Source organism: Janibacter hoylei PVAS-1, assembly GCF_004025845.1.
GTDB lineage: Bacteria > Actinomycetota > Actinomycetes > Actinomycetales > Dermatophilaceae > Janibacter > Janibacter hoylei.
Window position 1 is genome coordinate 64,511 of the sequence record NZ_PIPF01000001.1, and the last position, 24,393, is coordinate 88,903.

The window sequence follows — 24,393 nt, forward strand, 5'->3', positions numbered from 1 at the left end:
GTCACCTCTGGCGGACCATCTTGCGAAAGGACGACCCGTGCCCGGCTCGGCAGACCACCTCAGCGACGGCCCCATCCTCAACGGCATCCCGACCCACCTCCCGGACATCGACGCCGAGGAGACGGCGGAGTGGCTCGAGTCCATCGACCACCTCATCGACGAGTCCGGCAGGGAGCGCGCTCGCTACGTCATGCTGCGCCTGCTCGAGCGCGCCCGGATGAAGAACGTCGGAGTCCCCTCGCTGACGACGACGGACTACGTCAACACCATCGCCCCCAAGGACGAGCCGTGGTACCCGGGTGACGAGGAGGTCGAGCGCCGCTACCGCGCCTGGATCCGCTGGAATGCCGCGATCCAGGTCCACCGCGCCCAGCGCCCCGGGGTCGGCGTCGGCGGGCACATCTCCTCCTACGCCTCGGCGGCGACCCTCTACGAGGTGGGCTTCAACCACTTCTGGCGCGGCAAGGACCACCCGGGCGGTGGCGACCAGATCTTCTTCCAGGGCCACGCCTCCCCCGGCATGTACGCCCGCGCCTTCCTCGAGGGGCGCCTCAACGAGGAGCAGATGGACGGCTTCCGCCAGGAGGCGGCCCAGCTCGCCGGGCAGGGCACGACCGGCATGCCCTCCTACCCGCACCCGCGCCTCATGCCCGACTTCTGGGAGTTCCCCACGGTGTCGATGGGCATCGGGCCGATGAATGCGATCTACCAGGCGCAGTTCAACAAGTACCTGCACAACCGCGGCATCAAGGACACCTCCCAGCAGCACGTCTGGGCCTTCCTCGGCGACGGGGAGATGGACGAGCCGGAGAGCCGTGGCCTGCTGCAGACGGCGGCCTTCGAGGAGCTGGACAACCTCACCTTCGTCGTCAACTGCAACCTGCAGCGGCTCGACGGCCCCGTCCGCGGCAACGGCAAGATCATCCAGGAGCTCGAGGCGCAGTTCCGCGGCGCCGGGTGGAATGTCATCAAGGTCGTCTGGGGTCGGGGCTGGGACCCACTGCTCGCGGCCGACCGCGACGGCGCCCTCGTCAACCTCATGAACCAGACGCCCGACGGCGACTACCAGACCTTCCGCGCCAACGACGGCGCCTACGTCCGGGACAACTTCTTCAACCGCGACCCGCGCACCCGCAAGCTCGTCGCGGACTGGTCCGACGAGGACGTGTGGTGGAAGCTCAAGCGCGGTGGCCACGACTACAACAAGGTCTACGCCGCCTACCGCGCCGCGATGGAGCACACCGGCCAGCCGACGGTCATCCTCGCCAAGACGATCAAGGGCTACGGCCTCGGCACCCACTTCGCCGGGCGCAACGCGACCCACCAGATGAAGAAGCTCACGCTCGACGACCTCAAGGGGTTGCGCGACGGGCTGAAGATCCCGATCACCGACGAGCAGCTCGAGGCCGACCCGTACCTGCCGCCGTACTACCACCCCGGCGAGGACGACGAGGCGATCCAGTACATGCGCGAGCGCCGCAGCAAGCTGGGCGGCGGACTGCCCTCGCGACGGGTCGAGTACACCGCGCCGGAGCTTCCGGCCGACGACAAGTACGCCCAGATGACCAAGGGTTCGGGCAAGCAGGAGATCGCCACGACGATGGCCTGGGTCCGTCTGCTCAAGGACCTCATGCGGGAGAAGGGCTTCGGCGAGCGGATCGTGCCGATCATCCCCGACGAGGCGCGCACCTTCGGGATGGACTCCTTCTTCCCCACCAAGAAGATCTACAACCCGCACGGGCAGAACTACACCTCGGTCGACGCCGACCTCATGCTCGCCTACCGCGAGTCCGAGCAGGGCCAGATCATCCACACGGGCATCAACGAGGCCGGTTCGGTCGCGGCCTTCACCGCGGTGGCGACGAGCTACGCGACGCACGGCGAGCCGATGATCCCCGTCTACATCTTCTACTCGATGTTCGGCTTCCAGCGCACCGGCGACAGCATCTGGGCGGCGGCCGACCAGATGTCCCGCGGCTTCATGCTCGGCGCGACCGCCGGCCGCACGACGCTCACCGGCGAGGGCCTGCAGCACGCCGACGGCCACTCGCCGCTGCTCGCAGCGACCAACCCGGCCGTCGTCACCTGGGACCCGGCCTACGGCTTCGAGATCGCGCACATCATGCGCCGGGGGCTGGAGCAGATGTACGGCGGCGACGCCCCGCAGAGCGACCCCAGCCGCAATGTCATCTACTACCTCACTCTCTACAACGAGCCGATCGTCCAGCCCCAGCAGCCCGAGGGCATCGACGTCGACGCCCTGCTCAAGGGCATGTACCGCTACCGGGCGGGCGACGACTCCGGTCTGGGCGGCACTCCCCCGCGCTGCCAGCTGCTCGCGAGCGGCGTCGGCATGGCGTGGGCCCTCGAGGCGCAGCAGCTGCTGCGCGACGACTGGGGTGTCGTCGCCGACGTGTGGTCGGTGACGAGCTGGAGCGAGCTGCGCCGCGAGGCCATGGCCTGCGACGAGGAGCGCTTCCTCCACCCCGACCAGGAGCGGCGGACCCCCTTCGTCACGCAGGCGCTGGAGGGCGCGGTCGGCCCGGTCGTCGCCGTCTCGGACTACATGAAGCAGGTGCAGGACCAGATCCGCCCGTGGGTCCCAGAGGAGTACTCGGCCCTGGGCACCGACGGCTTCGGCTTCTCCGACACCCGCGCGGCGGCGCGGCGCTACTTCCACGTCGACGGGCCGTCGATGGCGGTGCGGGCCCTGCAGATGCTCGCCGACCGCGGGTGGGTCGCCGAGGACGTCCCGGCGCAGGCCGCGGAGCGCTACCGCCTGCTCGAGATCGGGGCCGGGACCTCCGGCAATGCCGGAGGCGACGCCTGACGGTGTGACCCCGCCGGCCGGAGGGGGCGCACTTGCCGTGGGAGGATCCCGGCATGGGCGCCCCCTTCGTCGTCGCGGTGAGCCGGGACGAGACGCATCGCTTCAGCAAGGTGCCGCGCGAGGCGATCGAGCTCGTCGCCGGTCTCGGCGTGCGCGGTGACGCCCACGCGGGCACCCGCGTCCAGCACCGCTCCCGGGTGCGCCGCGACCCCGACCAGCCCAACCTGCGACAGGTCCACCTCATCCAGGACGACCTCATCGACGAGGCTCGTGCCGCCGGACACGACGTCGGTCCCGGCACCCTCGGGGACAACGTCCTCACCCACGACATCGACCTGCTCGCGCTGCCCGAGGGCACGCGGCTGCGTCTCGGCGAGGCCGTCGTGCGGCTCACCGGGCTGCGCAACCCGTGCCGGCAGATCGACGAGTACTCGCGCGGGCTGCTCAAGCTCGTCGCGCGAAGGGTCGACGGGGTCGCCTCCGACTCCGACGTGGAGCTCGGGCCGACCGGGGGCGTGCAGAGCCTCGACGGGGTCGGCATCGTGCGCCGCGCGGGCGTCATGGCCGTCGTCGAGGTCGGCGGTCTCGTCCGACCCGACGACCCCATCCGTGTCGAGCTGCCCGAGCCACCGCACGCACCCCTCACGCCGGTCTGACCGCGCTGAGGGCCCGGCCCGCCCCGGTGGGCGCCTCACCGGCCGAGGTCAGCGGGTGCGCAGGGCGACGAGGTCGGCCAGCGCCGCCTGCGCCTCGCAGGCGCAGGTGACGGCGTAAGGGAAGGCGATGCGCACGTCGCGGCGGCAGGCCCCGACGTACTCGCGCAGCACGAGAACCATGCACGAAGGGAGGGTCGCAGCGGGTGCGACCCTCCCTTCGTCAGGTCGTCAGTCGTCGCCGAGGAAGGTGCGCCGGGCCTCGACGCACACGTCCGGCTGGTCGCAGAAGACGCCGTCGACCCCGGCCTCGTAGAAGCGGGTGACCTCGTCCAGTGCCCGGCCGAAGTCTGCCGGGTCGGTCCCGATGCGGTAGTCGGTGGGCAGGAAGGAGTTTTCCGCGCGGAAGGTCCACGGCGTGACCTTCAGCCCCGCGGCGTGCGCGTCGGCGACGAAGCGCGTCGGCTCCCCCAGCGACCCGTCAGCACGAAGGGGGATCACCTGCGCCTTCTCGGGACCGAAGCCGTCGATCCACCGGGAGAGCTCTCCCATGGACCGACGGGTCGTCAGCTCGGCGTAGGTCGTGCCCTGCTCGTGGAGGTCGTAGGGACCTCCCTTCGCCGTGGTGAGGAAGGTGGAGCGGCCCTTGTACCCGGCGCGGCGCAGGTCCTTCAGGGCCGTCAGCTCGAAGGACTGGACCCACATGGGGGCCTTCTTGCTGTTGAGGTGGTACTTCTTCGCCAGCCGGGCGACCTCTCGCTCGGGGTCGAAACCCTCGGCGTGCAGGTAGGTGGAGTGCTTGATCTCCGGGATGATCCCGATCTCCCGGCCGGTCTCCTTCGACAGGCGCGCGCGCTGGCGGAGCACCTCCTCGAAGGTCGGTACCTCGAAGCGGCCGTCGTAGGTGCTCGACTCCTGCCGCAGGTCACCGAGGCGCTCCTTGGCACGCAGGGTCTTGAGCTCGGCGAGGGTGAAGTCGTCGACGAACCAGCCCGTCGTCGGGGTGCCGTCGAGGTCCTTGGTCGTCTTGCGGTCGGCGAACTCCGGGTGGTCGGCGACGTCCGTCGTGCCGGAGATCTCCGGCTCGTGACGGTCGACGAGGACCCCGTCCTTGGTCATGACGAGATCGGGCTCGATGTAGTCGGCGCGCATGCCGACGGCCAGCTCGTAGGCGGCGAGGGTGTGCTCCGGTCGGTAGCCGGAGGCGCCGCGGTGGGCGAAGATCTGCGGCTGCAGGCTCTCCCCCTTCTCCGGGCGGTGACCGGGGCGGTCCGGTGTCGAGGTCTGGACCGTCGACGTGGCCGCGGAGGAGGTGCCGGCCACGGCGACAGGGACGAGCAGGGTGGTGGCACACAGCGCGCCGGTGAGCATCCTGGAGGTGGTCATGCGCGGGACGCTAGGGACCCGAGACCGGCGACCGGAGACGCTGGGGTGCTGCGGGGGTGAAGTCATCATGACGCGACGGTGGCCGGATCGTCAGCACGTGGTCAGGACGATTGGGGTGGACCGCGATGCCGGCCGGTCACCCGAGGACCTAGGCTGTGGGGCGTGTCCAAGGTACTGACTTCCCTCCCTGTTGGTGAACGTGTCGGCATCGCCTTCTCCGGCGGACTCGACACCTCGGTGGCCGTCGCGTGGATGCGCGAGAAGGGGGCGGTGCCGTGCACGTACACCGCCGACCTCGGCCAGTACGACGAGGACGACATCGAGTCGATCCCCGGTCGCGCCGGCCAGTACGGCTCGGAGCTCTCCCGCCTGGTCGACTGCAAGGGCCCGCTCGTCGAGGAGGGCCTGTCCGCGATCGCCACCGGCGCCTTCCACATCCGCAGCGGCGGCCGCACCTACTTCAACACCACCCCCCTCGGCCGCGCCGTCACCGGCACCCTGCTCGTGCGGGCCATGAAGGAGGACGGCGTCTCGATCTGGGGCGACGGCTCGACCTACAAGGGCAACGACATCGAGCGCTTCTACCGCTACGGCCTCATGGCCAACCCCGGGCTGCGCATCTACAAGCCGTGGCTCGACGCCGACTTCGTCACCGAGCTCGGCGGCCGCCAGGAGATGTCCGAGTGGCTGACCGAGCGCGGCCTGCCCTACCGCGACAGCGCCGAGAAGGCCTACTCGACCGACGCCAACATCTGGGGCGCGACCCACGAGGCCAAGACCCTCGAGCACCTCGACGTCTCCCTCGAGACCGTCGAGCCGATCATGGGGGTGCGCTTCTGGGACCCCGAGGTGGCCATCGAGGCCGAGGACGTCACCGTCCGCTTCGAGCGGGGTCGCCCCGTCGCCATCAACGGCGACGACTTCGGGGGCGACGCGGTCGCCCTCGTCATGGCGGCCAACACCATCGGTGGCCGGCACGGCCTGGGCATGTCCGACCAGATCGAAAACCGGATCATCGAGGCCAAGTCCCGGGGCATCTACGAGGGCCCGGCGATGGCCCTGCTCCACCTCACCTACGAGCGCCTGGTCAACGCGGTGCACAACGAGGACACCATCGCCAGCTACCACGCGGAGGGCCGCCGCCTCGGTCGTCTGCTCTACGAGGGCCGCTGGTTCGACCCGCAGGCGCTCATGCTGCGCGAGTCGCTGCAGCGCTGGGTTGCCTCCGTCGTCACCGGCGAGGTCACGGTGCGCCTGCGCCGCGGCGAGGACTGGACGATCGTCAACACGGTGGGCGAGCACTTCAGTTACCACCCCGACAAGCTGTCGATGGAACGCACGGACAATGCCGCCTTCGGCCCCGTCGACCGCATCGGTCAGCTGACGATGCGCAACCTCGACATCGCCGACAGTCGCAGCAAGCTCGAGGTCTACGCCGCGCAGGACCAGCTCTCCGGCGGCTACCTCGACATCATGGGCGAGCTCGAGGCCGGCGGCGGCGACCAGATCGCCTCCAACCCGGCCGCGCAGGACGTCGACGAGATCGACGACGCCCTCGACCGCGCCGCCATGGAGTTCGGCACCGACTGACCGCTCATCTGGTGGAGGAGCGCCGCACGCGAAGGGAGGGCGCGGCCCTCTTGTGGTCTTCACACATAGGATGGCGGCGTGTCGCGTCGAGGCCTCGTCTCCCTGACCACCCGCCGTGAGGTCCGCCGGAGGGGCGGTGACCTCGCGCGGGCGGCGACGCAGCGGCTCGAGGCCACCCACGACTGGTACGCCACCCTCACCGCGCAGGAACGGTCGTGGGTGGGGCTCGTGGCCCAGGCGGGCATCGCCAACTTCATCCAGTGGCTCGACGGCAAGGAATCGGCCGACACGCGGACGACCTTCGGCGCCGCACCCCGCGAGCTGACCCGGACGATCAGCTTGGCCCAGACCCTCGAGCTCGCGCGCTCGGTCGTCGACGTCGTCGAGGAGCACGTCGACGAGCTCGCCCGCCCCGGTGACGTCACCGACCTGCGGCTGGCGGTGCTGCGCTACTCGCGCGAGATCGCCTTCGGCGCCGCCCAGGTCTACGCCCACGCCGCGGAGCAGCGGGGCGCCTGGGACGCCCGCTTGGAGTCGCTCGTCATCGACGCGGTGATGCGCGGCGAGGTCGACGAGTCGATCCGCACCCGCGCGGCCGCTCTCGGATGGGGTGAGGTCACCGACATCGTTGTGCTCGTGGGCGGTTCGCCATCGGGCAGCGACGAGGAAGACCCTGCCGCCGCCGTGGCAGCGGTCCACTCGACCGCGCGCCGGCACGACCTGCCCGTCCTCACCGGTGTGCAGGGCGCACGGCTCGTGGCCGTCGTCGGGCAGTGCGAGGACGCCGCGTCCACGGCACAGCTCTTCGCCGACTGCTTCGGCGACGGCGACCTCGTGCACGGTCCGCTCGTCGGCGACCTCGCCGAGGGCGCCCTGTCGGCCCACGCCGCCGTCGCCGGCCACGTGGCCGCCCCAGGCTGGCCGGACCGACCCCGACCGGTCGCCGCCGACGACCTGCTCGCCGAGCGGGCGATCGCCGGGGACGACCTCGCGCAGGCACAGCTGGTCGAGCTCGTGCAGACCCCACTCGAGGAGCACCCGAGCCTGCTCGAGACGGCCCGGACGCACCTGGAGTCCCCCGGGCTCGAGGCGACAGCGCGCACGCTCATCGTCCACGTCAACACGGTGCGCTACCGGCTCGGTCGGATCACCGACGTCATCGGCTACGACCTCGGCGACCCGCACGAGGCCTTCACCGTCCGCGTCGCCCTGACCCTCGGGGCCATCTTGGAGGATCCCTCCAAGAGCCTGGGGTGAATCTCTGGGGCCATCGCTGTCGCCCCCAGCGGTCGCCGAGGAGGACTCTGGACTCGTGCTCGCCATCACCTGCCCCGGTCAAGGGTCCCAGACACCCGGTTTCCTCGCCCCCTGGCTCGAGCTGCCCGGGGTGGCCGACCGACTCCACTGGCTGTCGACCGTCGCCGCCATCGACCTGGCAGCCCACGGCACGACCTCCGACGAGGAGACGATCAAGGACACCGCGGTCGCCCAGCCGCTCATCGTCGCCTCGGGGCTCCTCGCGCTCCTCGCCCTCTTCGAGCACCCGGCCGACGGCTTCCGGGTCGTCGGGGCCGGCGCAGGTCACAGCGTCGGCGAGATCACGGCCGCGACCGCTGCCGGCGTCATCACCGCCGAGCAGGCGATGGTCCTCGTGCGTGAGCGGGGCCGGTCGATGGCCGCCGCCTCCCGGGTCGCCCCGACCGGCATGAGCGCCGTCCTGGGCGGTGACGAAGGGGAGGTCCTCGCCGCGATCGAGTCGCACGGCCTGACCCCGGCCAATGTCAACGGTGCCGGCCAGGTCGTCGCCGCCGGCACGCTCGACCAGCTCGCGGCCTTCGCCGCTGCTCCCCCGGCCCGGGCCCGGGTCATGCCGCTCAAGGTCGCCGGGGCCTTCCACACCTCGCACATGGCCCCTGCCGTCGACGACCTCGCTCGTCTGGCCCGCGCCGTCTCGACGCACGACGCCCGGGTCCCCCTCGTCTCCAACGTCGACGGCACCGTCGTGCACTCCGGCAGCGAGGTGCTGCGGCGCATCGTCAGCCAGGTGAGCAACCCGGTGCGCTGGGACCTGTGCATGGAGACGCTCAAGGACCTCGGGGTCACCGGCATCATCGAGATCCCGCCCGCCGGCGCCCTCACCGGCCTCGCCAAGCGCGGGCTCAAGGGCATCGAGGTCCTCGCGCTCAAGACGCCCGACGACCTCGAGGCCGCGCACCGGATGGTCCGCGAGCACGGCACGAGCCGCCGGGCCACCGAGCCGACGTGGCGCCTGATCACCGCTCCGATCAAGGGCACCGTCGGCATCACGACGGCCGAGCCCGGCTCGCCGGTCGCGGCCGGGGACGTCATCGCCCGCATCTCCTCGCTGCGCGACACCCTCGAGGTGCGGGCCCAGCACCCCGGCACGATCGTCGAGTGGCTCGTCGAGGACGGTGACCCCGTCTCGCCGGGGCAGCCTGTCCTGCGCCTGCACCCGCAGGGCGGCCTCGCGTGAGCACGCTCGGCGTCGCGCAGACGCTGCACCATGCTCGGATCACCGGCATCGGCGGCTACCGCCCGGAGCGGGTCGTCCCCAACAGCGAGATCGTCGCCGCCATCGACTCCTCCGACGAGTGGATCCGCGAGCGCTCCGGCATCGCCTCCCGGCACAAGGCTGCGCCGGACGAGAGCGTCGTCGACATGGCCGAGCACGCCTCCCGCGATGCCCTCGCCTACGCCGGGCTCGACGCCACGCAGATCGGTGCGGTGGTCGTGGCCACCGTGACCCACCCCTTCCAGACACCGGCTGCCGCACCCGAGCTCGCCTCTCGTCTGGGCTCGGCCGCCGCCGCCTTCGACGTCTCCGCGGCCTGCGCCGGCTACTGCCACGGCATCTCGCTCGCCAACGACATGGTCCGGGTCGGCACGGCCGAGCACGTGCTCGTCGTGGGGGTCGAAAAGCTGCTCGACTTCACCGACCCGCAGGACCGTGGCTCCGCCTTCATCTTCGGTGACGGAGCGGGCGCCGCGATCGTCTCCCGCAGCGACGTCCCGGGCATCTCCCCGACGGTCTGGGGCAGCGACGGCGAGCAGAAGGACCTCATCGCCCAGCGCGACTCGTGGAACCAGCTGCGCACCGACCGCGACCTGCGCTGGCCCGCCATCGTCATGCAGGGCCCGAGCGTCTTCCGCTGGGCGGTGTGGTCCATGGCCAAGGAGGCGCAGCGCGCCCTCGACGTGGCCGGCGTGCGCGCGGACGAGCTCGCCGCCTTCATCCCCCACCAGGCCAACGTGCGGATCATCGACCAGATGGTCAAGACGCTCGGCCTGCCGCAGGACCTGCCCGTCGCCCGCGACATCGTCACGACCGCCAACACCTCGGCAGCCTCGATCCCCCTCGCGATGGAGCGCATGCTGCGCGAGGGCGAGGTCGAGCCCGGTGGCCTGGCCCTGCAGATCGGCTTCGGCGCCGGTCTCGTCTGGGCCGCCCAGGTCGTGACCCTCCCCTAGATCACCCGTCGGTCCGACGGGTCCTCGGACCAGCACCACCGCCCCACCGCACCACCCACAACAAAGGAGCAGTTCCATGGCATTCAGCGACCAGGAGATCCTCGACGGCCTCGCCGAGATCGTCTCGGAGGAGACCGGTGTCGACGCGTCCGAGGTGACCGCCGACAAGACCTTCACCGACGACCTCGACGTCGACTCGCTGTCGATGATGACGATCGCCGTGACCGCCGAGGAGAAGTTCGGGGCCAAGATCCCCGACGAGGAGGTCAAGAACCTCAAGACCGTCGGCGACGCCGTCACCTTCATCAAGGCCAACCAGGCCGCGTGAGCCGGGGGTCCTCCCTTCGTCACGAGCGAAGGGAGGACCCGCGCCTCTCCTCCCACCCCACCCGTCAGGAGCCCCGCATGACCTCTCCCCGGCCCACCGTCGTCGTCACCGGCCTCGGCGCCACGACCCCGCTCGGCGGCACCGCCGAGGAGACCTGGCAGGCGGCCCTCGCCGGCCGCTCCGGCGCCCGGACGCTCGACGCGTCGTGGGTCGAGGACTACGAGCTGCCCGTCTCCTTCGCGGCCCAACTCGCCGTCCCCGTCTCGCAGGTGCTCAAGAAGGTCGAGACCAAGCGACTCGACCCCTTCGCGCAGTACGCGCTCGTCGCCGCCCGTGAGGCCTGGGCCGACGCCGGCTCCCCGGAGGTCGACCCGGAGCGCCTCGCCAGCTCGGTCGGCACCGGCATCGGCGGTGTGCAGACCCTGCTCACCGCGTGGGAGGCCCTGCGCACCAAGGGTCCGCGCCGCGTCTACCCGCTGTCGATCCCGATGCTCATGCCCAACAGCGCCTCCGGCACCGTCTCGCTCGAGTTCGGCGCCCGCGCCGGCGCGCACACCCTCGTCTCCGCCTGCTCCTCCGGCGCCGAGTCGATCGGGTACGGCGCCCACCTCATCCGCGAGGGGCTCGCCGACGTCGTCATCGCCGGCGGGTCGGAGGCGTCGATCCACCCGCTGCCCATCGCCGGCTTCGCCTCGATGCAGGCCCTGTCGACGCGCAACGACTCCCCCGAGACCGCCTCGCGCCCCTACGACACCGACCGCGACGGATTCCTCCTCGGCGAGGGCGGCGCCATCCTCGTCCTCGAGTCCGAGGAGCACGCCCGCGCCCGCGACGCCCGGATCATCTGCGAGCTCGCCGGCTTCGGCGTGAGTGCCGACTCGCACCACATCGCCGCCCCCGAGCCCGAGGGCGCCGGTGCCTCCCGGGCCATGGCCGACGCGGTCCGCGACGCCGGTGCCACACCCGCCGACGTGTGCCACATCAACGCCCACGCGACGTCGACCCCCGTCGGCGACGTCGCCGAGGTGGCGGCGATCCGTCGGGCCTTCGGTGCCGACGCCGACCACATGGCCATCAGCGGCACGAAGTCGATGACCGGCCACCTCCTCGGCGCCGCCGGCGCCCTCGAGGCGGTCTTCGCCGTGCAGGCCGTCCGCGACCGGGTCGCCCCGCCGACGATCAACATCGACAACCTCGACCCCGCGGTCGACCTCGACATCGTGCGCGACCAGCCCCGTCAGCTCGCCGCCGACGGTGACCTGCTCGTCCTGGACAACTCCTTCGGCTTCGGGGGGCACAACGTCGCCCTGGCCTTCAGGAGCCACGCATGACCCGCCAGCCCAATGCGGCCTCGGCCGCGGTCGGCACGCGCGTCAAGGTCCCGCGCGAGGAGGACCCGCGCAACCCGAACCACCGCCTCGCCGCCTTCCTCGACGAGGGCTCGCTCGAGCTGATCACCGAGGACGACGACTCGGGCATGCTCGCCGCGACCGGCACGGTCGGTGGTCAGCCGGTCGTCGTCTTCGCCTCCGACGCGACGATCATGGGCGGCGCGATGGGCGTCGCCGGGTGCACGGTCGTCGTCGCCGCATACGAGCGGGCCCTCGCCGACGGCGTGCCCGTCCTCGGCCTGTGGCACTCGGGCGGCGCGCGCCTGCCCGAGGGCGTCGTCTCGCTCCACGCGGTCGGCGAGGTCTTCGCGATCATGACCCGTGCCTCGGGCAAGATCCCCCAGATCTCCGTCGTCATCGGCGCCGCCGCCGGCGGCGCGGCCTACGGGCCGGCACTCACCGACATCGTCATCCTCGCCCCGGAGGGGCGGATCTTCGTCACCGGGCCGGACGTCGTCCGGTCGGTCACGGGTGAGGACGTCGACGCCCTTCGTCTCGGTGGACCGGAGCCGCACGGTCGCCGCTCGGGGGTCGTCCACGTGCTCGCCGAGTCGATCGACGACGCCTTCGGCCGGGCCGGCACCCTGTGCCGGCTGCTCGGCGACCAAGGCGACTTCGACCTCGCCGCGGTCACCGACGTCGACCTGGCCCAGCAGCTGCCCGAGTCGGCCAAGCGGGCCTACGACGTCCACCCCCTCGTCGAGCAGCTGCTCGACGAGGGAGAGGTCCAGGAGCTGCACGGCCGGTGGGCGCCCAACATCGTGACGACGCTCGGTCGCATGGGCGGGCGCACAGTGGGCGTCATCGCCAACAACCCGATGCGGCTGGGCGGCTGCCTCGACTCCTCGTCCGCGGAGAAGGCCGCCCGCTTCGTGCGGATGTGCGATGCCTTCGGTGTCCCGCTCGTCGTCCTCGTCGACGTCCCCGGCTACCTCCCCGGGGTCGGCCAGGAGTGGGACGGCGTCGTGCGGCGGGGAGCCAAGCTGCTGCACGCCTTCGCCGAGGCGGTCGTGCCGCGGGTCACCGTCGTCACCCGCAAGACCTACGGCGGGGCCTACATCGCGATGAACTCCCGCTCCCTGGGCGCCACCAAGGTCTTCGCCTGGCCCGACGCCCACGTGGCCGTCATGGGCTCGGTCGCCGCGATCCGCATCCTGCACCGCCGCCGCCTGGCCGAGGTCGACGAGTCGGAACTGGCCGAGGTCGAGCAACAGCTCGCCGACGAGCACGACCGCCTCTCCGGCGGTCTGCCGCGAGCCGTGGAGATCGGCGTCGTCGACGAGATCGTCGAGCCGACCCGCACGCGGTCGGCGGTCGCGACGGCCCTGGCCGAGGCGCCTGCTCGCCGTGGGGAGCACGGCAACATCCCGCTCTGACGAGCGCGACCCACGCTGCGCCGGCGTGACCTGAGTGTCTCACTCAGGTCACGCCGGCGCCCATGTGTGACCGCAGGCACAGACCGGGCACTATGTTGCTCGCATGCCGAGCGACGCCTCCACCAGCGCCACCGCCACCAGCGAGACCGCCACCCACGAGCCCCTCGTCGTACTCACCGACGTCAACAAGCACTTCGGGCAGCTGCACGTCCTCAAGGACATCAACCTCACCGTCGGGCGCGGCGAGGTCGTCGTCGTCATCGGCCCGTCGGGCTCGGGCAAGTCCACGCTCTGCCGCACGATCAACCGGCTCGAGACCTACGAGTCGGGCAGCATCACCGTCGACGGCAAGCCGCTGCCCGAGGAGGGCAAGGAGCTCGCCCGGCTGCGTGCCGACGTCGGCATGGTCTTCCAGTCCTTCAACCTCTTCGCGCACAAGACGATCCTCGACAACGTGACGCTCGGCCCGATCAAGGTGCGCAAGAAGTCCAAGGCCGAGGCAACCCAGCGCGCCCACGAGCTGCTCACCCGGGTGGGCGTCGACGCCCAGTCCGCGAAGTACCCCGCCCAGCTCTCCGGCGGCCAGCAGCAGCGGGTGGCCATCGCCCGCTCGCTCGCGATGGACCCCAAGGTCATGCTCTTCGACGAGCCGACGTCGGCCCTCGACCCCGAGATGATCAACGAGGTCCTCGACGTCATGACCCAGCTGGCCCAGACCGGCATGACGATGATCGTCGTCACCCACGAGATGGGCTTCGCGCGCCGCGCGGCCGACCGGGTCGTCTTCATGGCCGACGGGCAGATCGTCGAGACGGCGACGCCCGAGGAGTTCTTCACCAACCCGCAGAGCGATCGTGCCAAGGACTTCCTCGGCAAGATCCTCAGCCACTGACCACGCACGACCCAACCAGGAGGAACAGCATGATGACGCGACGACTCGCCGCAGCAGGAGCAACCCTCGTCCTCGCCCTGGGCCTGGCGGCCTGCGGTGACGACAGCGGGGACGGAGGCGGATCGGGAGGCGGCGACAGCATCAAGATCGGGATCAAGTTCGACCAGCCCGGCCTCGGTCTCAAGGAGGGCAACTCGTACTCGGGCTTCGACGTCGATGTGGCCAACTACGTGGCCAAGGAGATGGGCAAGACCGACGTGCAGTTCGTCCAGGCCCCGAGCAAGCAGCGCGAGGACCTCATCGCCACCGGCCAGGTGGACCTGATCTTCGCGACCTACTCGATCACCGACGAGCGCAAGGAAAAGGTCTCCTTCGCCGGCCCGTACTTCATCGCCGGCCAGGACCTGCTCGTCGCCACGGACGCCAAGATCACCGGGCCCAAGGATCTCGACGGCAAGAAGCTGTGCTCGGTCACCGGCTCCACCTCCGCGGACAACGTCAAGAAGGAGGTCCCGGGCGTCAACCTCCAGGAGTTCGACACCTACTCCAAGTGCGCCGAGGCGGTCTCCAAGGGCCAGCTCGACGCCCTGACGACCGACGACACGATCCTCGCCGGCTACGCGGCGCAGGACCAGTACAAGGGCAAGCTCAAGGTCGTCGGTGCCCCCTTCTCCGAGGAGCGCTACGGCGTCGGCCTCAAGAAGGGCGACACCAAGCTCTGCGAGCAGGTCAACGAGGCGCTGACCAAGATGGTCGACGACGGCGAGTGGGACAAGGCGGTGGAGAAGAACTTCGGGCCGGCCGGCTTCAAGGTCGACTCCGAGACCAACCCGCCGAAGCTCGACTCCTGCTCCTGACCGACGAGGACGAAGGGGGCCGGCCGCCTGCGCGCGGCGGCGTCGGCCCCCTTCGTCCCTCCGCTGACGACGCCATCGACAAGGAGTAGTGGATGAGCGAGCTCTTCCAGCAGTTCGACGTGTGGGGGGCCTTCTGGCTGACCATCAAGCTGGCGGTGTTGTCCCTCGCGGGGGCCCTCGTGCTCGGCACGATCATCGCGATCATGCGGGTCTCGCCGGTGGCGATCTTCCGCTTCGGCGGGGCCGCCTACGTCAACATCGTGCGCAACACGCCCCTGACCCTGATCCTGACCTTCACGATCATGGTCATGCTCTATGACCTCGGCATCAACCTCGCCGACGAGAGCAGCCCGACGTCGATCACCGACAACGGCGTGCGCTGGGCGATCGTCGGGCTGGCCGTCTACCACGCGGCCTTCGTCTGCGAGGCGATCCGCAGCGGGATCAACACCGTGCCCGCCGGGCAGGCCGAGGCGGCCCGCTCTCTCGGTCTGGGCTTCACCCAGAACCTGCGGTACGTCGTCCTGCCCCAGGCGGTCCGCGGCGCCATCGCGCCGCTCGCATCGGTGACCATCGCCCTCATCAAGAACACGACCGTCGCAGCCGCCATCGGTGTCGCCGAGACCGCGGCCTTCATGAACGAGGCGATCGAGCTGCGGGCCGACCTCAACTACGTGACCTTCGCCCTCGTGGCCGGGTTCTTCCTGCTCCTCACCCTGCCGATCGGCATCGGGCTGACGAGCCTGTCGCGGCGGATGGCGGTCAAGCGATGAGCACCCAGACCGTCCTCTTCGACAACCCCGGCCCCCGAGCGCGGATGCGCTACCGCATCATCGCCGTGCTCGGCCTGGTCCTCGCCGCCGCGGTCGCCTGGGTCGTCGTCGGCAAGCTCAACGAGTACGAGGAGTTCTCCGGCGCGAAGTGGTCGCCGATGGCGACCTGGGAGACCTGGCGCTACTACCTGCTCATGGGCCTGTGGAACACCATCAAGGCGGCCGCGCTGTCGGTCGTCGGTGCGAGCATCTTCGGCTTCGTCTTCGGCTCGGGTCGGCTGTCGGCCCATGCCGGGGTCCGCTGGTTCAGCGGTGCCGTCGTCGAGTTCTTCCGCGCCATCCCCGTGCTGATCATGATGATCTTCTTCTTCGGGATCTACGCCTACAACGGCGTCTTCTCCGCCGACCTCAACCCGCTGGCCGCGGTCGTCACCGCCCTCACCCTCTACAACGGATCGGTCATGGCCGAGCTGCTGCGCTCCGGCGTGCACTCGCTGCCCGCCGGGCAGCGTGAGGCGGGCCTGGCCGTCGGCCTCTCCCCCGGTCAGGTGCTGCGCTCGATCCAGATCCCGCAGGCCGTGACGGCCATGCTGCCGGCGCTGGTGAGCCAGCTCGTCGTGATCCTCAAGGACACCGCGCTCGGCACGGTCATCACCTACCCGGAGCTGCTGCAGCAGGGGCAGAACCTCTCCTCGTTGCACTCCAACATCTTCGCGGCGCTCGTCGTCGTCGCGATCGTCTTCATCATCGTCAACTGGACGCTCACCTCGCTCGCCGGCCTGCTCGAGCGGCGGATCAACCGTCGTGGCCGCACGGCTGGCGACGCCCTCGCGACGGCCCCGACCGTGGCCGGGGCGGCGGCCGATGACTAGCATCGGAGCATGGACGAGCGCACGCCCGTGAAGATGTCCGTCGACGAGTGCTGGCAAGCCCTCCGGGGCCACGAGTTCGGCAGGCTCGCGTTCCACCTCCTCGGCGACGTGCACCTCACCCCGATCAACTACGCCGTCGACGGCGAGACGCTGCTCCTGCGGACCGCCGAGGGCAACAAGCTGCTCAGCGTCGTCCTGCAGGGCTCGGTCGCGCTCGAGATCGACGAGATCGGCACCGAGGAAGCGTGGTCGGTCGTCGTGCGCGGCACGACCCGGCTGCTCGAGGGCGACGAGGAGTACCGCGCCGAGCGGGTGCCGCTGCGCCCGTGGGTCGGTGACGACAAGCACCACGTCGTCGAGATCGCGCCGATCGAGGTGAGCGGTCGCCGGTTCCGCCTGTCCAAGCCGTGGGAGCACATGACCCCCGTGAGCTGACGGTCACGCGAGAAGGCGCCGCACGGAGGAGCTGGCTCTGCACGCGTCACGAAGGGGGCCGCGCCAAGGAGGGTGCGCGGCCCCCTTCGTCGTGGGGCGTGGGTCGTGCGGCGGTCAGCCGACCTTGTGCAGCCAGCGCACGGGAGCGCCGTCGCCGGCGTGGCGGAAGGGCTCGAGCTCGGCGTCCCAGGCGTCGCCGAGGAGCTCGCCGAGCATGTCCTCGACGGCCTCGCCCGCGCCCTGGGCGAGGGTCATGACCTCACGCAGGCGGTTTTCGTGCAGGACGACGTCGCCGGAGGCGCTGATCGTCGCGTGGTGGATGCCGAGGGTGGGCGTGTGGCTCCAGCGGGAGCCGTCGAGACCCGGCGTGGGCTCCTCGGTGACCTCGTAGCGCACGTTGTCCCAGCCGCGAAGGGCAGAGGCGAGCTTGGCGCCGGTACCGGGCTCCCCGGTCCAGGAAAACTCGGCACGCTTGAGCGACCGGCCGAGAGGCTGCTCGATCCAGTCCAGTGACACAGCCTGATCCAGCACGGACTCGAGCGCCCACGTGATGTGGGGGCACAGGGCCGTCGGGGTGCTGTGGATGAACACCACACCTCGGGTGCTGACACGCTTACCTGCAGACATCTCGATCCTCCTTGAGTGCGATGGACGTCTTCCCCAACGCCAAGCACTGCCATGGGATCGAGCTGCTGCCACGGGTCTCGCTCGTGGGTGTGCTGCTCGCACGATGTGTGGTTGTGCCAACATTCTGCCCCATCGGGCACAGGAGCACCACCCCTCACCCACGCCCCACCCGTATCGGGCACCACCGACGTCACGGGGTACTCTCACGCCGTCGCCCTCGGGCGAAGGGGCGATAGCTCAGTCGGTCAGAGCAGCGGACTCATAATCCGTCGGTCCTGGGTTCAAGCCCCAGTCGCCCCACCCGAGTTTGGGCCGGAATATCAACGATCTTGGCCCTCCCGATCGTCTAGCTCAGACCCAAGAATCGCCGAAGTTTCTGTAAAGTTTCCGTAGGAGGTTCCACGGGAGCACGACGACACCCCCGGCAGCAGTCGCCGCGGGGCGCGTGGGGCGTTTGGGGCGGCTTCGTGCTTACCGACGGGTGGCTCGCACCTGACCGCCCGGCGAAGCCGAGGCTGGCGCGCCTCGCCGCCGCGCCGGAGGGAACCAGGACCCAGGTCAACCGGGACTTCGGTGCCCAGTTAACTGAGGCGAAGGGGCGCCGCGCTGGCAGCCGCGCGGCAGGCGCAGCAGGGCGAGCAGGAGGGGGCGGAGATGACGCTCGCTCTGGCGGAGATCATCGAACCCGCCACCGCCGAGGACCGTGGGGCCGTCCGGACGCTCCTCGAGCGGCACGAAGCGCTGGACTTGCTCGCCGTTCTCGGGCTAGAAGACGATGAGTGAGCACGCAGATCTCGCTTGGCGCTGGACCGCCGCGCCGGGCCATAAGACGACGTCAGCGCGCGTCCACCTCGCCGCCGTTCATGGTGCAGAGTTGACCTCACCCGACGACTCCGACATGCAGACCTGTCCTTCGTAAGCGTCGTCGGGAATACCGTCGTCGTTTAGGTCGGCGCCCGTGGCGTCAGGGTTGGGCTCCAACGGGACGTAGTCCTCCGGATAGGTCTCCTCGGGCACCTCCACCGTCTCTTCCCCGAAGACGTCTTCAATCGCATTCGCCAACCGTTGAACTTGGCCGTAGGCGTACGCCCCCACCAGGAGGTACGGCAGCAGGATCGCCAACGCGACGAAGGCGGCCGCGCGACCAGCCCGCGAGGCCAGGTAGGCGAGAACCGCGAGGGCGAGCAGCAGGCCAGCGATGATGAGGATCTGCACGTCGATTCCGAGGGCTGACCGTGCCAGGCCGTACGCCGCTCCGACAGTGACCAGAGCAAGAACAAGCCCAGCTACGCCCCATCCCCAACTGCCTCGCCGCCGGGTCTCAACCTCAGTTGTGTTCACGGGCAGAAGTATCCATGAGCGACGTCAGCGCCGCAGCCGCTCTCTTCCTCCCCGTGACCTCGGTCGGCATCCCGGCGATGAGAGGGCTCGCCGCTAGTGTGCGACCACGGAACAAGAGCGAAGGAGCAGCAGCGTGGCTGAGCAGTCCTGGCATGAAGCACGACTCATCCCCACTTCTGGGATTAACGGGGCCGAGGAGCAGGAGCGCCGAGCGACCTCCGCTCTGCTCGCCGTGATGTCGGCCGTTGACGAGTTCGGAAAGGCACTCGTCAAGCCGCTAGGTGCGCCCGCTGGCAAGCTCGAGACCTTCGTCGAGGTGCCTTTCGAGCTCGGTGAGAAGCGCCTCTATCCCGACGGTCTCATCCGTGTCTCTCGAGGCAGCCGCTCCTGGACGGCCCTCGTCGAGGTGAAGACCGGCACGAACGCCCTGACCACTGAGCAGGTCGAGAACTATCTCGACATCGCCCGCGAACAGAAGTTCGACGCCGTGGTGACGATCAGCAACGAGATCCCGCCGATGGCCGGCCAGCACCCGACGAAGATCGACAAGCGCAAGCTTCGCACCGTGGCGCTCCACCACCTGCCGTGGTCGCAGGTACTCGCCGTCGCCGTACTCCAGAAGGAGTTTCGTGGTGTGGCCGACCCGGACCAGGCATGGATCCTTGGCGAGCTCATCCGGTACCTCGAGCACAATCGGTCCGGCGCCCTCGAGTTCAGCGACATGGGTGAGTCCTGGACGCAGGTGCGCGACGCGGTCACCTCGGGCACCCTTCGCGGCACCGACAAGGGCATCGCCGACGTGGTGGCCCGCTTCGACGCCTTGCTGCGCTTCGCCGGTCTGTCACTGGGGCGCCGCCTGGGCACCGAGGCGATGCCCGTGCTGACCCGCAAGGAGCTCGCCGACCCGAGTATCCGAGCCTCAGCCCTCGCGCAGTCGCTCGTGGAGACCGGCCAGCTATCCGGCGCCATCCGCGTGCCTGACACTGTCGGCGACCTCGTCGTGACCGCTGACCTGCGAGCGAAGCAGGTGACCTTCCACGTCGACGTGGGCGCCCCCGCGCAAGGCCGGCCGACGACGCGGGTCAACTGGCTGGCCCGTCAACTGAAGAACGCCCCCGACGGGGTCCGGGTCGAGTCCTTCGTCGCCCGCTCGCGCGCCTCGAGCGCGGCCGAGCTCCTGGGCAAGATCCGCGAGGATCCGACATGCCTCGTCACGGACCCCACCCGCGAGCTCCGCAGCTTCCGGGTGGCTCAGAGCGCCACGATGGGCAGCAAGCGCGGCAGGGGCCGGGGTGCGTTCATCGACTCGGTTCTCGACGGCATCGACACCTTCTATGCCGAGGTGCTCGGAGACGTCAAGGCGTGGTCAGCCGCTCCGCCTCGTCTTCGCCAGGAGGCCGACGTCACTCCTGAGCCGCTGCCAGCCTCGAGCCTGTCCTCGACCGACATCTCATCTCAGGACGGACCGGAGACCCAGCGTCCGCAAGCAAGCCCGGAGACGACGCCGTGAGCGCGTCACCGATCATCTAGCCGCCGGATGGCCCACTGGCCCGCTACTGGCAAGACAAAAGCAACCGCTCCTCATGCTCGCCGCAGCGGCGGCCATCAACGCGGTTCGGCCGCCCGTAGGCCCGCTTCTACGAGCCGCCCGCCGAGCGATTCTCGTAGGCGCAGCCGGTGGCGAAATGTTTCCGTAAAAGTTTCCCGCACGAGAACCAAGAGACCCCCTATTCGGCCAACCTTCGCCTACGCAAGAAGCCCGGAAAATGGCGGATATTCACCCTGGACCCGCCCCCGCTCTAGGGCGTGTTGATCAAGAGGTTCCGCTCCTCGGTGGGTGAGTCTTGAACGGTGACGCGACAGGAGATCTCTGACGAGGTGTGGGCCGTGATGGAGCCGTTGATGCCGACGGTGACCGGTCGGTCGCGGCCGTGGACGGATCACCGGCTCGCTATCGAGGGGATGGCGTGGAAGTACCGGACCGGTGCGCCGTGGCGTGACGTTCCGGAACGGTTCGGGAAGTGGAACTCGATCTACAAGCGGTTCAACCGGTGGGCCGGGGACGGCACCTGGCAGAAGCTGCTCACCGAGGTGCAGAAGCAGGCCGACGCCGCTGGGGAAATCGACTGGGTCGTCTCGATCGACTCCACGATCGCGCGCGTGCATCAGCACGGCGCGACCCTCGCCCGGGACACAGGGGGCTGTGCCGAATCACAAGAATCCGTGGTCCGAGCCGCCTGATCACGGGATCGGACGCTCCCGCGGCGGGCTGACGACCAAACTGCACCTGGTCTGCGACGGCCGCGGCCGGCCGCTGAGCATGATGATCACCGCCGGGAACATCAACGACACCACGATGATGAGCGCGGTGCTGGAGAACATCCGCGTTCCCCGCGACGGGAAGGGCCGCCCCCGCACCCACCCCGACCGGGTGCTCGCCGACAAGGGGTACCCCTCAAGGGCGAACCGCGCCTGGCTCCGCGACCGGAGGATCGCGGCGACCATCCCCGAGCGGGACGACCAGATCGCGCACCGCCGCAAGAAGCCGGGCCGGCCGATCGCTTTCGGCGACAAGCAGAAGGAACGCTACAAGGGACGCAACGTCGTAGAACGCTGCTTCAACCGTCTCAAGCAGTGGCGCGGCATCGCGATGCGCTCGGACAAACTCGCCCGCAACTACCGAGCCGCCGTCAGCCTCGCCGCGGCGCTGATCTGGATCAAGACCGATCTCCGCTGAGCGCTTCGCGCTCCTGCAGCGTGCGCTCAAGCTGTCCCACCGTCGGCGCACCCGCAAAGCCGCGCTCGGTCAGATAGACCCTGCACGCCAAGTCGGCAGTGTTCCCCTGGGACGGGAACAAGTCCTGACCGTCCAGAAGAATCGTGGGCGAGCCCGCGAAACCAGAGCTCACCGCCTCAGCCTCGGTGCGGATCAACACGAACTCCACCGGAACATCGCCCCGTCCGATCGAGTCGAGCACCAGCCGTACTCGATCGCCCGCCTCCTGCCAATTCGGGCAATCCTCGATATGCAGCACCTGGATCTTCACACGCCCATTCTCCCGCGCAACTCACGGCGGCTGGCCACCCCGCACCTTCTTGATCAACACGCCCTAGGGGGTCCGGCACATCTCATAATCCGTCGGTCCTGGGTTCAAGCCCCAGTCGCCCCACCGAGTGGATTCCAGCACAGTGGTGCACGACGGACCAGAAGTCGGCGCTGCGCACTACGCTGCCCGGGGCGATCCATACGACCGACGTCGTCCGGCTCCCCATCACCCGCGGCGCAGGACTTCTCAGGAGAAGCGATGAGTTCCACCGATCCCGTCCGTCCGGGCTGGCGGCAGGTGCTGCCTCCAGCTGTCGCCGTGCTCCTGGCCGTCGTCGTGATCGGCGAGATCGCGTGGGCCGCCTACATCATCACCGGCTCCGACGATCTGGAGCCGCACGCCGTGCCCGCGGTCGTCGCCGCTGATCCTGTCGTGGCGGAGAGCGTGGCCCGGCACTACGACGCGCTGCCGGGCCGACCCGTCGACCTGCGTGCCGTGGCCGACGAGGACGCGGCACGGGCAGCCTTGGCCGACGGGTCCTCACGGGCGGCCCTCGTGGTCGATCTCGACGGGTCGACGGACCGACTGCTCCTGGCCTCGGCCAACGACGACGTCCTCGACGACGCCATCCGTGACCGCGTCGAGCGAAGCGAGCAGCGCATCAACCGGGAGGTCTCCGTCGAGACCGTCGGGTCGGCCGACGCGGACGAGCGACGAGAGGCGGCCCGCCTCGCCGTCGCTCTCGCCCTGCTCCTCGGCTTCCTCGTCGCCGTGGGCACGAGCCTGCGTGCGGGGCCGGTGGCCAGCGGCCTGCGGCAGGGGCTACGACGCCTCCTGGTCGTCGGCGTCCTGTCGGCCCTCGGCGGCGCCGTCATCGGGGTGCTCGCGCTGCGCGGCGACACGTGGGCCGTGGTGCTCGTACCGGCCACGGTGGCCGGGGCGAGCGCGGCGACCGCGCTCGCGCTCGAGGCGCTCTTCGGGTGGGCTGGCCTCGGGCTGGCCGTCGTCGCCTTCTTCGCCACGGGCGCACCCGTGCTCACCCGCGTGGACCGCTACCTCGTCGGCGAACCCTGGTCCAGCATCGCGACCCTCGGGCTGCCCGGAGCCGGGCTCGAGACCGCGACCGAGCTGAGCCTCCACGGGCGGCTCGCGCCGGAGCCGTCCGCCGTGGTCCTCGTGTGGCTCGTCACCGCACCGCTCGTCATCCTCCTCGCCCGGGTCGTGCGCCGGCGCCAGGAGGTGCCCTCCCCGGTCGACGACGACGGGATGCGCCACATCGGTGGGATGAATGGCTGGCGCATCCGGGTACTCGGGGTCGTCGCTCCGCTCACGGCGGCGATGCTCGTGCTCTCCTTCGTCGTGCCACGCGCCGAGGTCTCCGCTGCACCGCGGCTCGCCTCGCTCGCCGCCAGCGCGGACTGTGTGAGGTCAGACAGCGTGACGTCGGTCGCCGATCTCAACCGGATCGCCGCGATGCGCGGCACCGATGACTTCCGCGGGGGTGACGTCGGCGCCGACGCCCTGCTTCAGGACGGCCGGCGTGCCTGGCTCTTCGGCGACACCCTGCAGGACGGGGTGACGGGGTCCGGTTACGTCCGCAACTCGATGCTCGTCACGGACGAGAAGTGCATCCGGGCCGTCGTTCCGGAGAGCGGCGGGGCCCTCATCCCTGACCGGACAGGCGCGGGCGAGAACCCGGTCGGGTACTGGCCCATGTCGACGGTCGTCGACGAGCGCGCCGGCTACGACCTGCTCTACGTGACGACCCAACGCGTGCGCACCACCGGCTCGGACGCCTTCGGCTTCGAGAACCTCGGGCTGTCCGTCGCCGTCTTCGTCGTGCCCATCGGTGGGACCCCACAGCTCCTCGAGCGCCGTGACATCGGCCCGGACAGAGACGACCGAGACCACCCGACGTGGGGTGCGGCGACCACGCTCACCGGGCGTGGCGACGACCGGTGGCTGTACGTCTTCGGCACCGCGAACCCCGGCACCGACAAGGCGTGGGGCTACTCCCTTCGCGTGGCGAGGGTACGACCTGACGACTTCCTGGACCAGGACCGCTGGCGCTACTGGGACGGCTCGGAATGGTCCCGCGAGGAGGACGACGCCACCGAGATGATCCCCGCCAAGGACGGGGTCTCGCAGACGTTGAGCGTCTTCACCCAGGGCGACCGGTGGTACGCGCTCAGCAAGCGCAACGACCTGCTCGGCAGCGACATCACCGTGTGGAGCGCTGACTCCCCGACCGGCCTCTGGTCCTCGGGCACCGCGGTCAAGAGGATCCCGAAGGGCGGGACCGGCCAGGTGCGCTACATGCCTCTGGCCCACCCGACCCTCTTCCCGAAGGAGGGCAGCGTCGTCGCCTCGTACAGCACCAACGACACCAACAGCGAGCGGGTCGCCGCCGACCCGCTGCGGTACCGTCCCCAGTTCGTGGAGGTGCCACTTCCCCGATGATGTCCCTGCGGCGGGCTCCCACCCGATCCAGTGCGCGGGCCTGCGA

Annotated in this window: 23 protein-coding genes and 1 tRNA gene; 19 read left to right on the plus strand and 5 right to left on the minus strand. The window is 70.2% G+C overall.

What is annotated here, in order from left to right; all coding sequences use genetic code 11:
- Positions 1–37: 37 nt before the first annotated feature.
- Positions 38–2,830 (plus strand): pyruvate dehydrogenase (acetyl-transferring), homodimeric type, encoded by a 2,793-nt coding sequence (aceE, locus tag CWN80_RS00355; protein WP_007929297.1) that lies wholly within the window; start codon positions 38–40, stop codon positions 2,828–2,830.
- A gap of 53 nt (positions 2,831–2,883) precedes the next feature.
- Positions 2,884–3,486, plus strand: a complete 603-nt coding sequence (locus CWN80_RS00360) for an MOSC domain-containing protein (protein ID WP_007929295.1) — start codon at positions 2,884–2,886, stop codon at positions 3,484–3,486.
- Between the two features lie 48 nt (positions 3,487–3,534).
- Here the strand turns inward: CWN80_RS00360 and CWN80_RS15905 are convergent, their stop codons facing one another.
- Both CWN80_RS15905 and CWN80_RS00365 read right to left on the minus strand, forming a co-directional pair.
- Complete coding sequence (locus CWN80_RS15905) at positions 3,535–3,666, minus strand: hypothetical protein (RefSeq protein WP_272948424.1); 132 nt, start codon at positions 3,664–3,666, stop codon at positions 3,535–3,537.
- Positions 3,667–3,714: 48 nt separating this feature from the next.
- On the minus strand, positions 3,715–4,869 hold the full coding sequence (locus tag CWN80_RS00365; protein WP_238148002.1) for a glycerophosphodiester phosphodiesterase family protein: 1,155 nt from the start codon (positions 4,867–4,869) through the stop codon (positions 3,715–3,717).
- A 162-nt stretch (positions 4,870–5,031) separates the two neighbouring features.
- On the opposite strand from CWN80_RS00365, the gene argG reads away from it, so the two are divergent.
- The 12 genes from argG to CWN80_RS00425 all read left to right on the plus strand — a co-directional run bounded on the left by argG (position 5,032) and on the right by CWN80_RS00425 (position 16,872).
- On the plus strand, positions 5,032–6,459 hold the full coding sequence (argG, locus tag CWN80_RS00370; protein WP_007929292.1) for an argininosuccinate synthase: 1,428 nt from the start codon (positions 5,032–5,034) through the stop codon (positions 6,457–6,459).
- Between the two features lie 78 nt (positions 6,460–6,537).
- The gene (locus tag CWN80_RS00375; protein WP_007929290.1) at positions 6,538–7,716 is read left to right on the plus strand and encodes a PucR family transcriptional regulator; all 1,179 of its coding nucleotides are present in this window, start codon (positions 6,538–6,540) and stop codon (positions 7,714–7,716) included.
- A 55-nt stretch (positions 7,717–7,771) separates the two neighbouring features.
- Entirely contained in the window at positions 7,772–8,953 is a 1,182-nt protein-coding gene (locus CWN80_RS00380; RefSeq protein WP_128276713.1) for an acyltransferase domain-containing protein, read from the plus strand.
- Positions 8,950–9,948 carry a beta-ketoacyl-ACP synthase III gene (locus CWN80_RS00385; RefSeq protein ID WP_007929288.1) on the plus strand — a complete coding sequence of 333 codons (999 nt, stop codon included), beginning with the start codon at positions 8,950–8,952 and terminating at the stop codon, positions 9,946–9,948. Before CWN80_RS00380 ends, CWN80_RS00385 begins: the two co-directional genes overlap by 4 nt.
- Before the next feature lie 76 nt (positions 9,949–10,024).
- Positions 10,025–10,276 (plus strand): acyl carrier protein, encoded by a 252-nt coding sequence (locus CWN80_RS00390; RefSeq protein ID WP_007929281.1) that lies wholly within the window; start codon positions 10,025–10,027, stop codon positions 10,274–10,276.
- Between the two features lie 77 nt (positions 10,277–10,353).
- A complete protein-coding gene (gene fabF, locus CWN80_RS00395) occupies positions 10,354–11,607 on the plus strand; it encodes a beta-ketoacyl-ACP synthase II (protein WP_128276714.1) in 1,254 nt (417 codons plus the stop codon).
- Positions 11,604–13,043 carry an acyl-CoA carboxylase subunit beta gene (locus tag CWN80_RS00400; RefSeq protein WP_128276715.1) on the plus strand — a complete coding sequence of 480 codons (1,440 nt, stop codon included), beginning with the start codon at positions 11,604–11,606 and terminating at the stop codon, positions 13,041–13,043. Before fabF ends, CWN80_RS00400 begins: the two co-directional genes overlap by 4 nt.
- 103 nt (positions 13,044–13,146) lie before the next feature.
- Positions 13,147–13,935 (plus strand): amino acid ABC transporter ATP-binding protein, encoded by a 789-nt coding sequence (locus tag CWN80_RS00405; protein WP_007929272.1) that lies wholly within the window; start codon positions 13,147–13,149, stop codon positions 13,933–13,935.
- Positions 13,936–13,964: 29 nt separating this feature from the next.
- Positions 13,965–14,792 carry a glutamate ABC transporter substrate-binding protein gene (locus CWN80_RS00410; RefSeq protein ID WP_007929271.1) on the plus strand — a complete coding sequence of 276 codons (828 nt, stop codon included), beginning with the start codon at positions 13,965–13,967 and terminating at the stop codon, positions 14,790–14,792.
- Between the two features lie 92 nt (positions 14,793–14,884).
- Positions 14,885–15,565 carry an amino acid ABC transporter permease gene (locus tag CWN80_RS00415; RefSeq protein ID WP_007929270.1) on the plus strand — a complete coding sequence of 227 codons (681 nt, stop codon included), beginning with the start codon at positions 14,885–14,887 and terminating at the stop codon, positions 15,563–15,565.
- The gene (locus CWN80_RS00420) at positions 15,562–16,437 is read left to right on the plus strand and encodes an amino acid ABC transporter permease (protein ID WP_128276716.1); all 876 of its coding nucleotides are present in this window, start codon (positions 15,562–15,564) and stop codon (positions 16,435–16,437) included. The genes CWN80_RS00415 and CWN80_RS00420 overlap by 4 nt, the downstream gene beginning before the upstream one ends.
- A gap of 9 nt (positions 16,438–16,446) precedes the next feature.
- Complete coding sequence (locus CWN80_RS00425; protein ID WP_007929266.1) at positions 16,447–16,872, plus strand: pyridoxamine 5'-phosphate oxidase family protein; 426 nt, start codon at positions 16,447–16,449, stop codon at positions 16,870–16,872.
- 114 nt (positions 16,873–16,986) lie between these two features.
- On the opposite strand, the gene CWN80_RS00430 is transcribed toward CWN80_RS00425, so the two are convergent.
- Positions 16,987–17,499, minus strand: coding sequence for a DUF3145 domain-containing protein (locus CWN80_RS00430; RefSeq protein WP_040881665.1), 513 nt, complete (start codon positions 17,497–17,499; stop codon positions 16,987–16,989).
- A 226-nt stretch (positions 17,500–17,725) separates the two neighbouring features.
- On the opposite strand from CWN80_RS00430, the gene CWN80_RS00435 reads away from it, so the two are divergent.
- Positions 17,726–17,799 (plus strand) — tRNA-Ile (locus CWN80_RS00435).
- 354 nt (positions 17,800–18,153) lie between these two features.
- Positions 18,154–18,282: a hypothetical protein gene (locus CWN80_RS15910; protein WP_272948425.1), complete on the plus strand. Its 129-nt coding sequence runs from the start codon at positions 18,154–18,156 to the stop codon at positions 18,280–18,282.
- A gap of 78 nt (positions 18,283–18,360) precedes the next feature.
- On the opposite strand, the gene CWN80_RS00440 is transcribed toward CWN80_RS15910, so the two are convergent.
- Positions 18,361–18,714, minus strand: a complete 354-nt coding sequence (locus tag CWN80_RS00440; RefSeq protein WP_007929261.1) for a hypothetical protein — start codon at positions 18,712–18,714, stop codon at positions 18,361–18,363.
- Positions 18,715–18,973: 259 nt separating this feature from the next.
- On the opposite strand from CWN80_RS00440, the gene CWN80_RS00445 reads away from it, so the two are divergent.
- Both CWN80_RS00445 and CWN80_RS00450 read left to right on the plus strand, forming a co-directional pair.
- Complete coding sequence (locus CWN80_RS00445; protein ID WP_051988072.1) at positions 18,974–20,350, plus strand: hypothetical protein; 1,377 nt, start codon at positions 18,974–18,976, stop codon at positions 20,348–20,350.
- Positions 20,351–20,730: 380 nt separating this feature from the next.
- Positions 20,731–21,577 (plus strand): IS5 family transposase gene (locus CWN80_RS00450; RefSeq protein WP_370239738.1). Its coding sequence is split into 2 segments (ribosomal slippage): positions 20,731–21,036 and positions 21,038–21,577, totalling 846 coding nucleotides; the frame shifts between segments, so codons are not numbered across the junction.
- Here the strand turns inward: CWN80_RS00450 and CWN80_RS00455 are convergent.
- Complete coding sequence (locus CWN80_RS00455) at positions 21,558–21,887, minus strand: hypothetical protein (protein WP_026095586.1); 330 nt, start codon at positions 21,885–21,887, stop codon at positions 21,558–21,560. The two genes, CWN80_RS00450 and CWN80_RS00455, sit on opposite strands and share 20 nt — an antisense overlap.
- 258 nt (positions 21,888–22,145) lie before the next feature.
- Here CWN80_RS00455 and CWN80_RS00460 point away from each other — a divergent pair, with 258 nt between their 5' ends.
- The gene (locus CWN80_RS00460) at positions 22,146–24,347 is read left to right on the plus strand and encodes a DUF4185 domain-containing protein (protein ID WP_128276717.1); all 2,202 of its coding nucleotides are present in this window, start codon (positions 22,146–22,148) and stop codon (positions 24,345–24,347) included.
- The last annotated feature ends 46 nt before the right edge of the window (positions 24,348–24,393 follow it).

Excerpts from the sequence above, each read along its gene's own strand:
- CWN80_RS15905 (WP_272948424.1), bottom strand. The coding sequence starts at position 3,666 with ATGGTTCTCGTGCTGCGCGAGTACGTCGGGGCCTGCCGCCGCGACGTG.
- CWN80_RS00430 (WP_040881665.1), bottom strand. The coding sequence starts at position 17,499 with ATGTCTGCAGGTAAGCGTGTCAGCACCCGAGGTGTGGTGTTCATCCAC.
- CWN80_RS15910 (WP_272948425.1), top strand. The coding sequence starts at position 18,154 with ATGACGCTCGCTCTGGCGGAGATCATCGAACCCGCCACCGCCGAGGAC.
- CWN80_RS00425 (WP_007929266.1), top strand. The coding sequence starts at position 16,447 with ATGGACGAGCGCACGCCCGTGAAGATGTCCGTCGACGAGTGCTGGCAA.
- CWN80_RS00400 (WP_128276715.1), top strand. The coding sequence starts at position 11,604 with ATGACCCGCCAGCCCAATGCGGCCTCGGCCGCGGTCGGCACGCGCGTC.
- CWN80_RS00365 (WP_238148002.1), bottom strand. The coding sequence starts at position 4,869 with ATGACCACCTCCAGGATGCTCACCGGCGCGCTGTGTGCCACCACCCTG.
- CWN80_RS00360 (WP_007929295.1), top strand. The coding sequence starts at position 2,884 with ATGGGCGCCCCCTTCGTCGTCGCGGTGAGCCGGGACGAGACGCATCGC.
- fabF (WP_128276714.1), top strand. The coding sequence starts at position 10,354 with ATGACCTCTCCCCGGCCCACCGTCGTCGTCACCGGCCTCGGCGCCACG.
- CWN80_RS00420 (WP_128276716.1), top strand. The coding sequence starts at position 15,562 with ATGAGCACCCAGACCGTCCTCTTCGACAACCCCGGCCCCCGAGCGCGG.
- CWN80_RS00405 (WP_007929272.1), top strand. The coding sequence starts at position 13,147 with ATGCCGAGCGACGCCTCCACCAGCGCCACCGCCACCAGCGAGACCGCC.
- CWN80_RS00460 (WP_128276717.1), top strand. The coding sequence starts at position 22,146 with ATGAGTTCCACCGATCCCGTCCGTCCGGGCTGGCGGCAGGTGCTGCCT.
- CWN80_RS00390 (WP_007929281.1), top strand. The coding sequence starts at position 10,025 with ATGGCATTCAGCGACCAGGAGATCCTCGACGGCCTCGCCGAGATCGTC.
- CWN80_RS00410 (WP_007929271.1), top strand. The coding sequence starts at position 13,965 with ATGATGACGCGACGACTCGCCGCAGCAGGAGCAACCCTCGTCCTCGCC.
- CWN80_RS00415 (WP_007929270.1), top strand. The coding sequence starts at position 14,885 with ATGAGCGAGCTCTTCCAGCAGTTCGACGTGTGGGGGGCCTTCTGGCTG.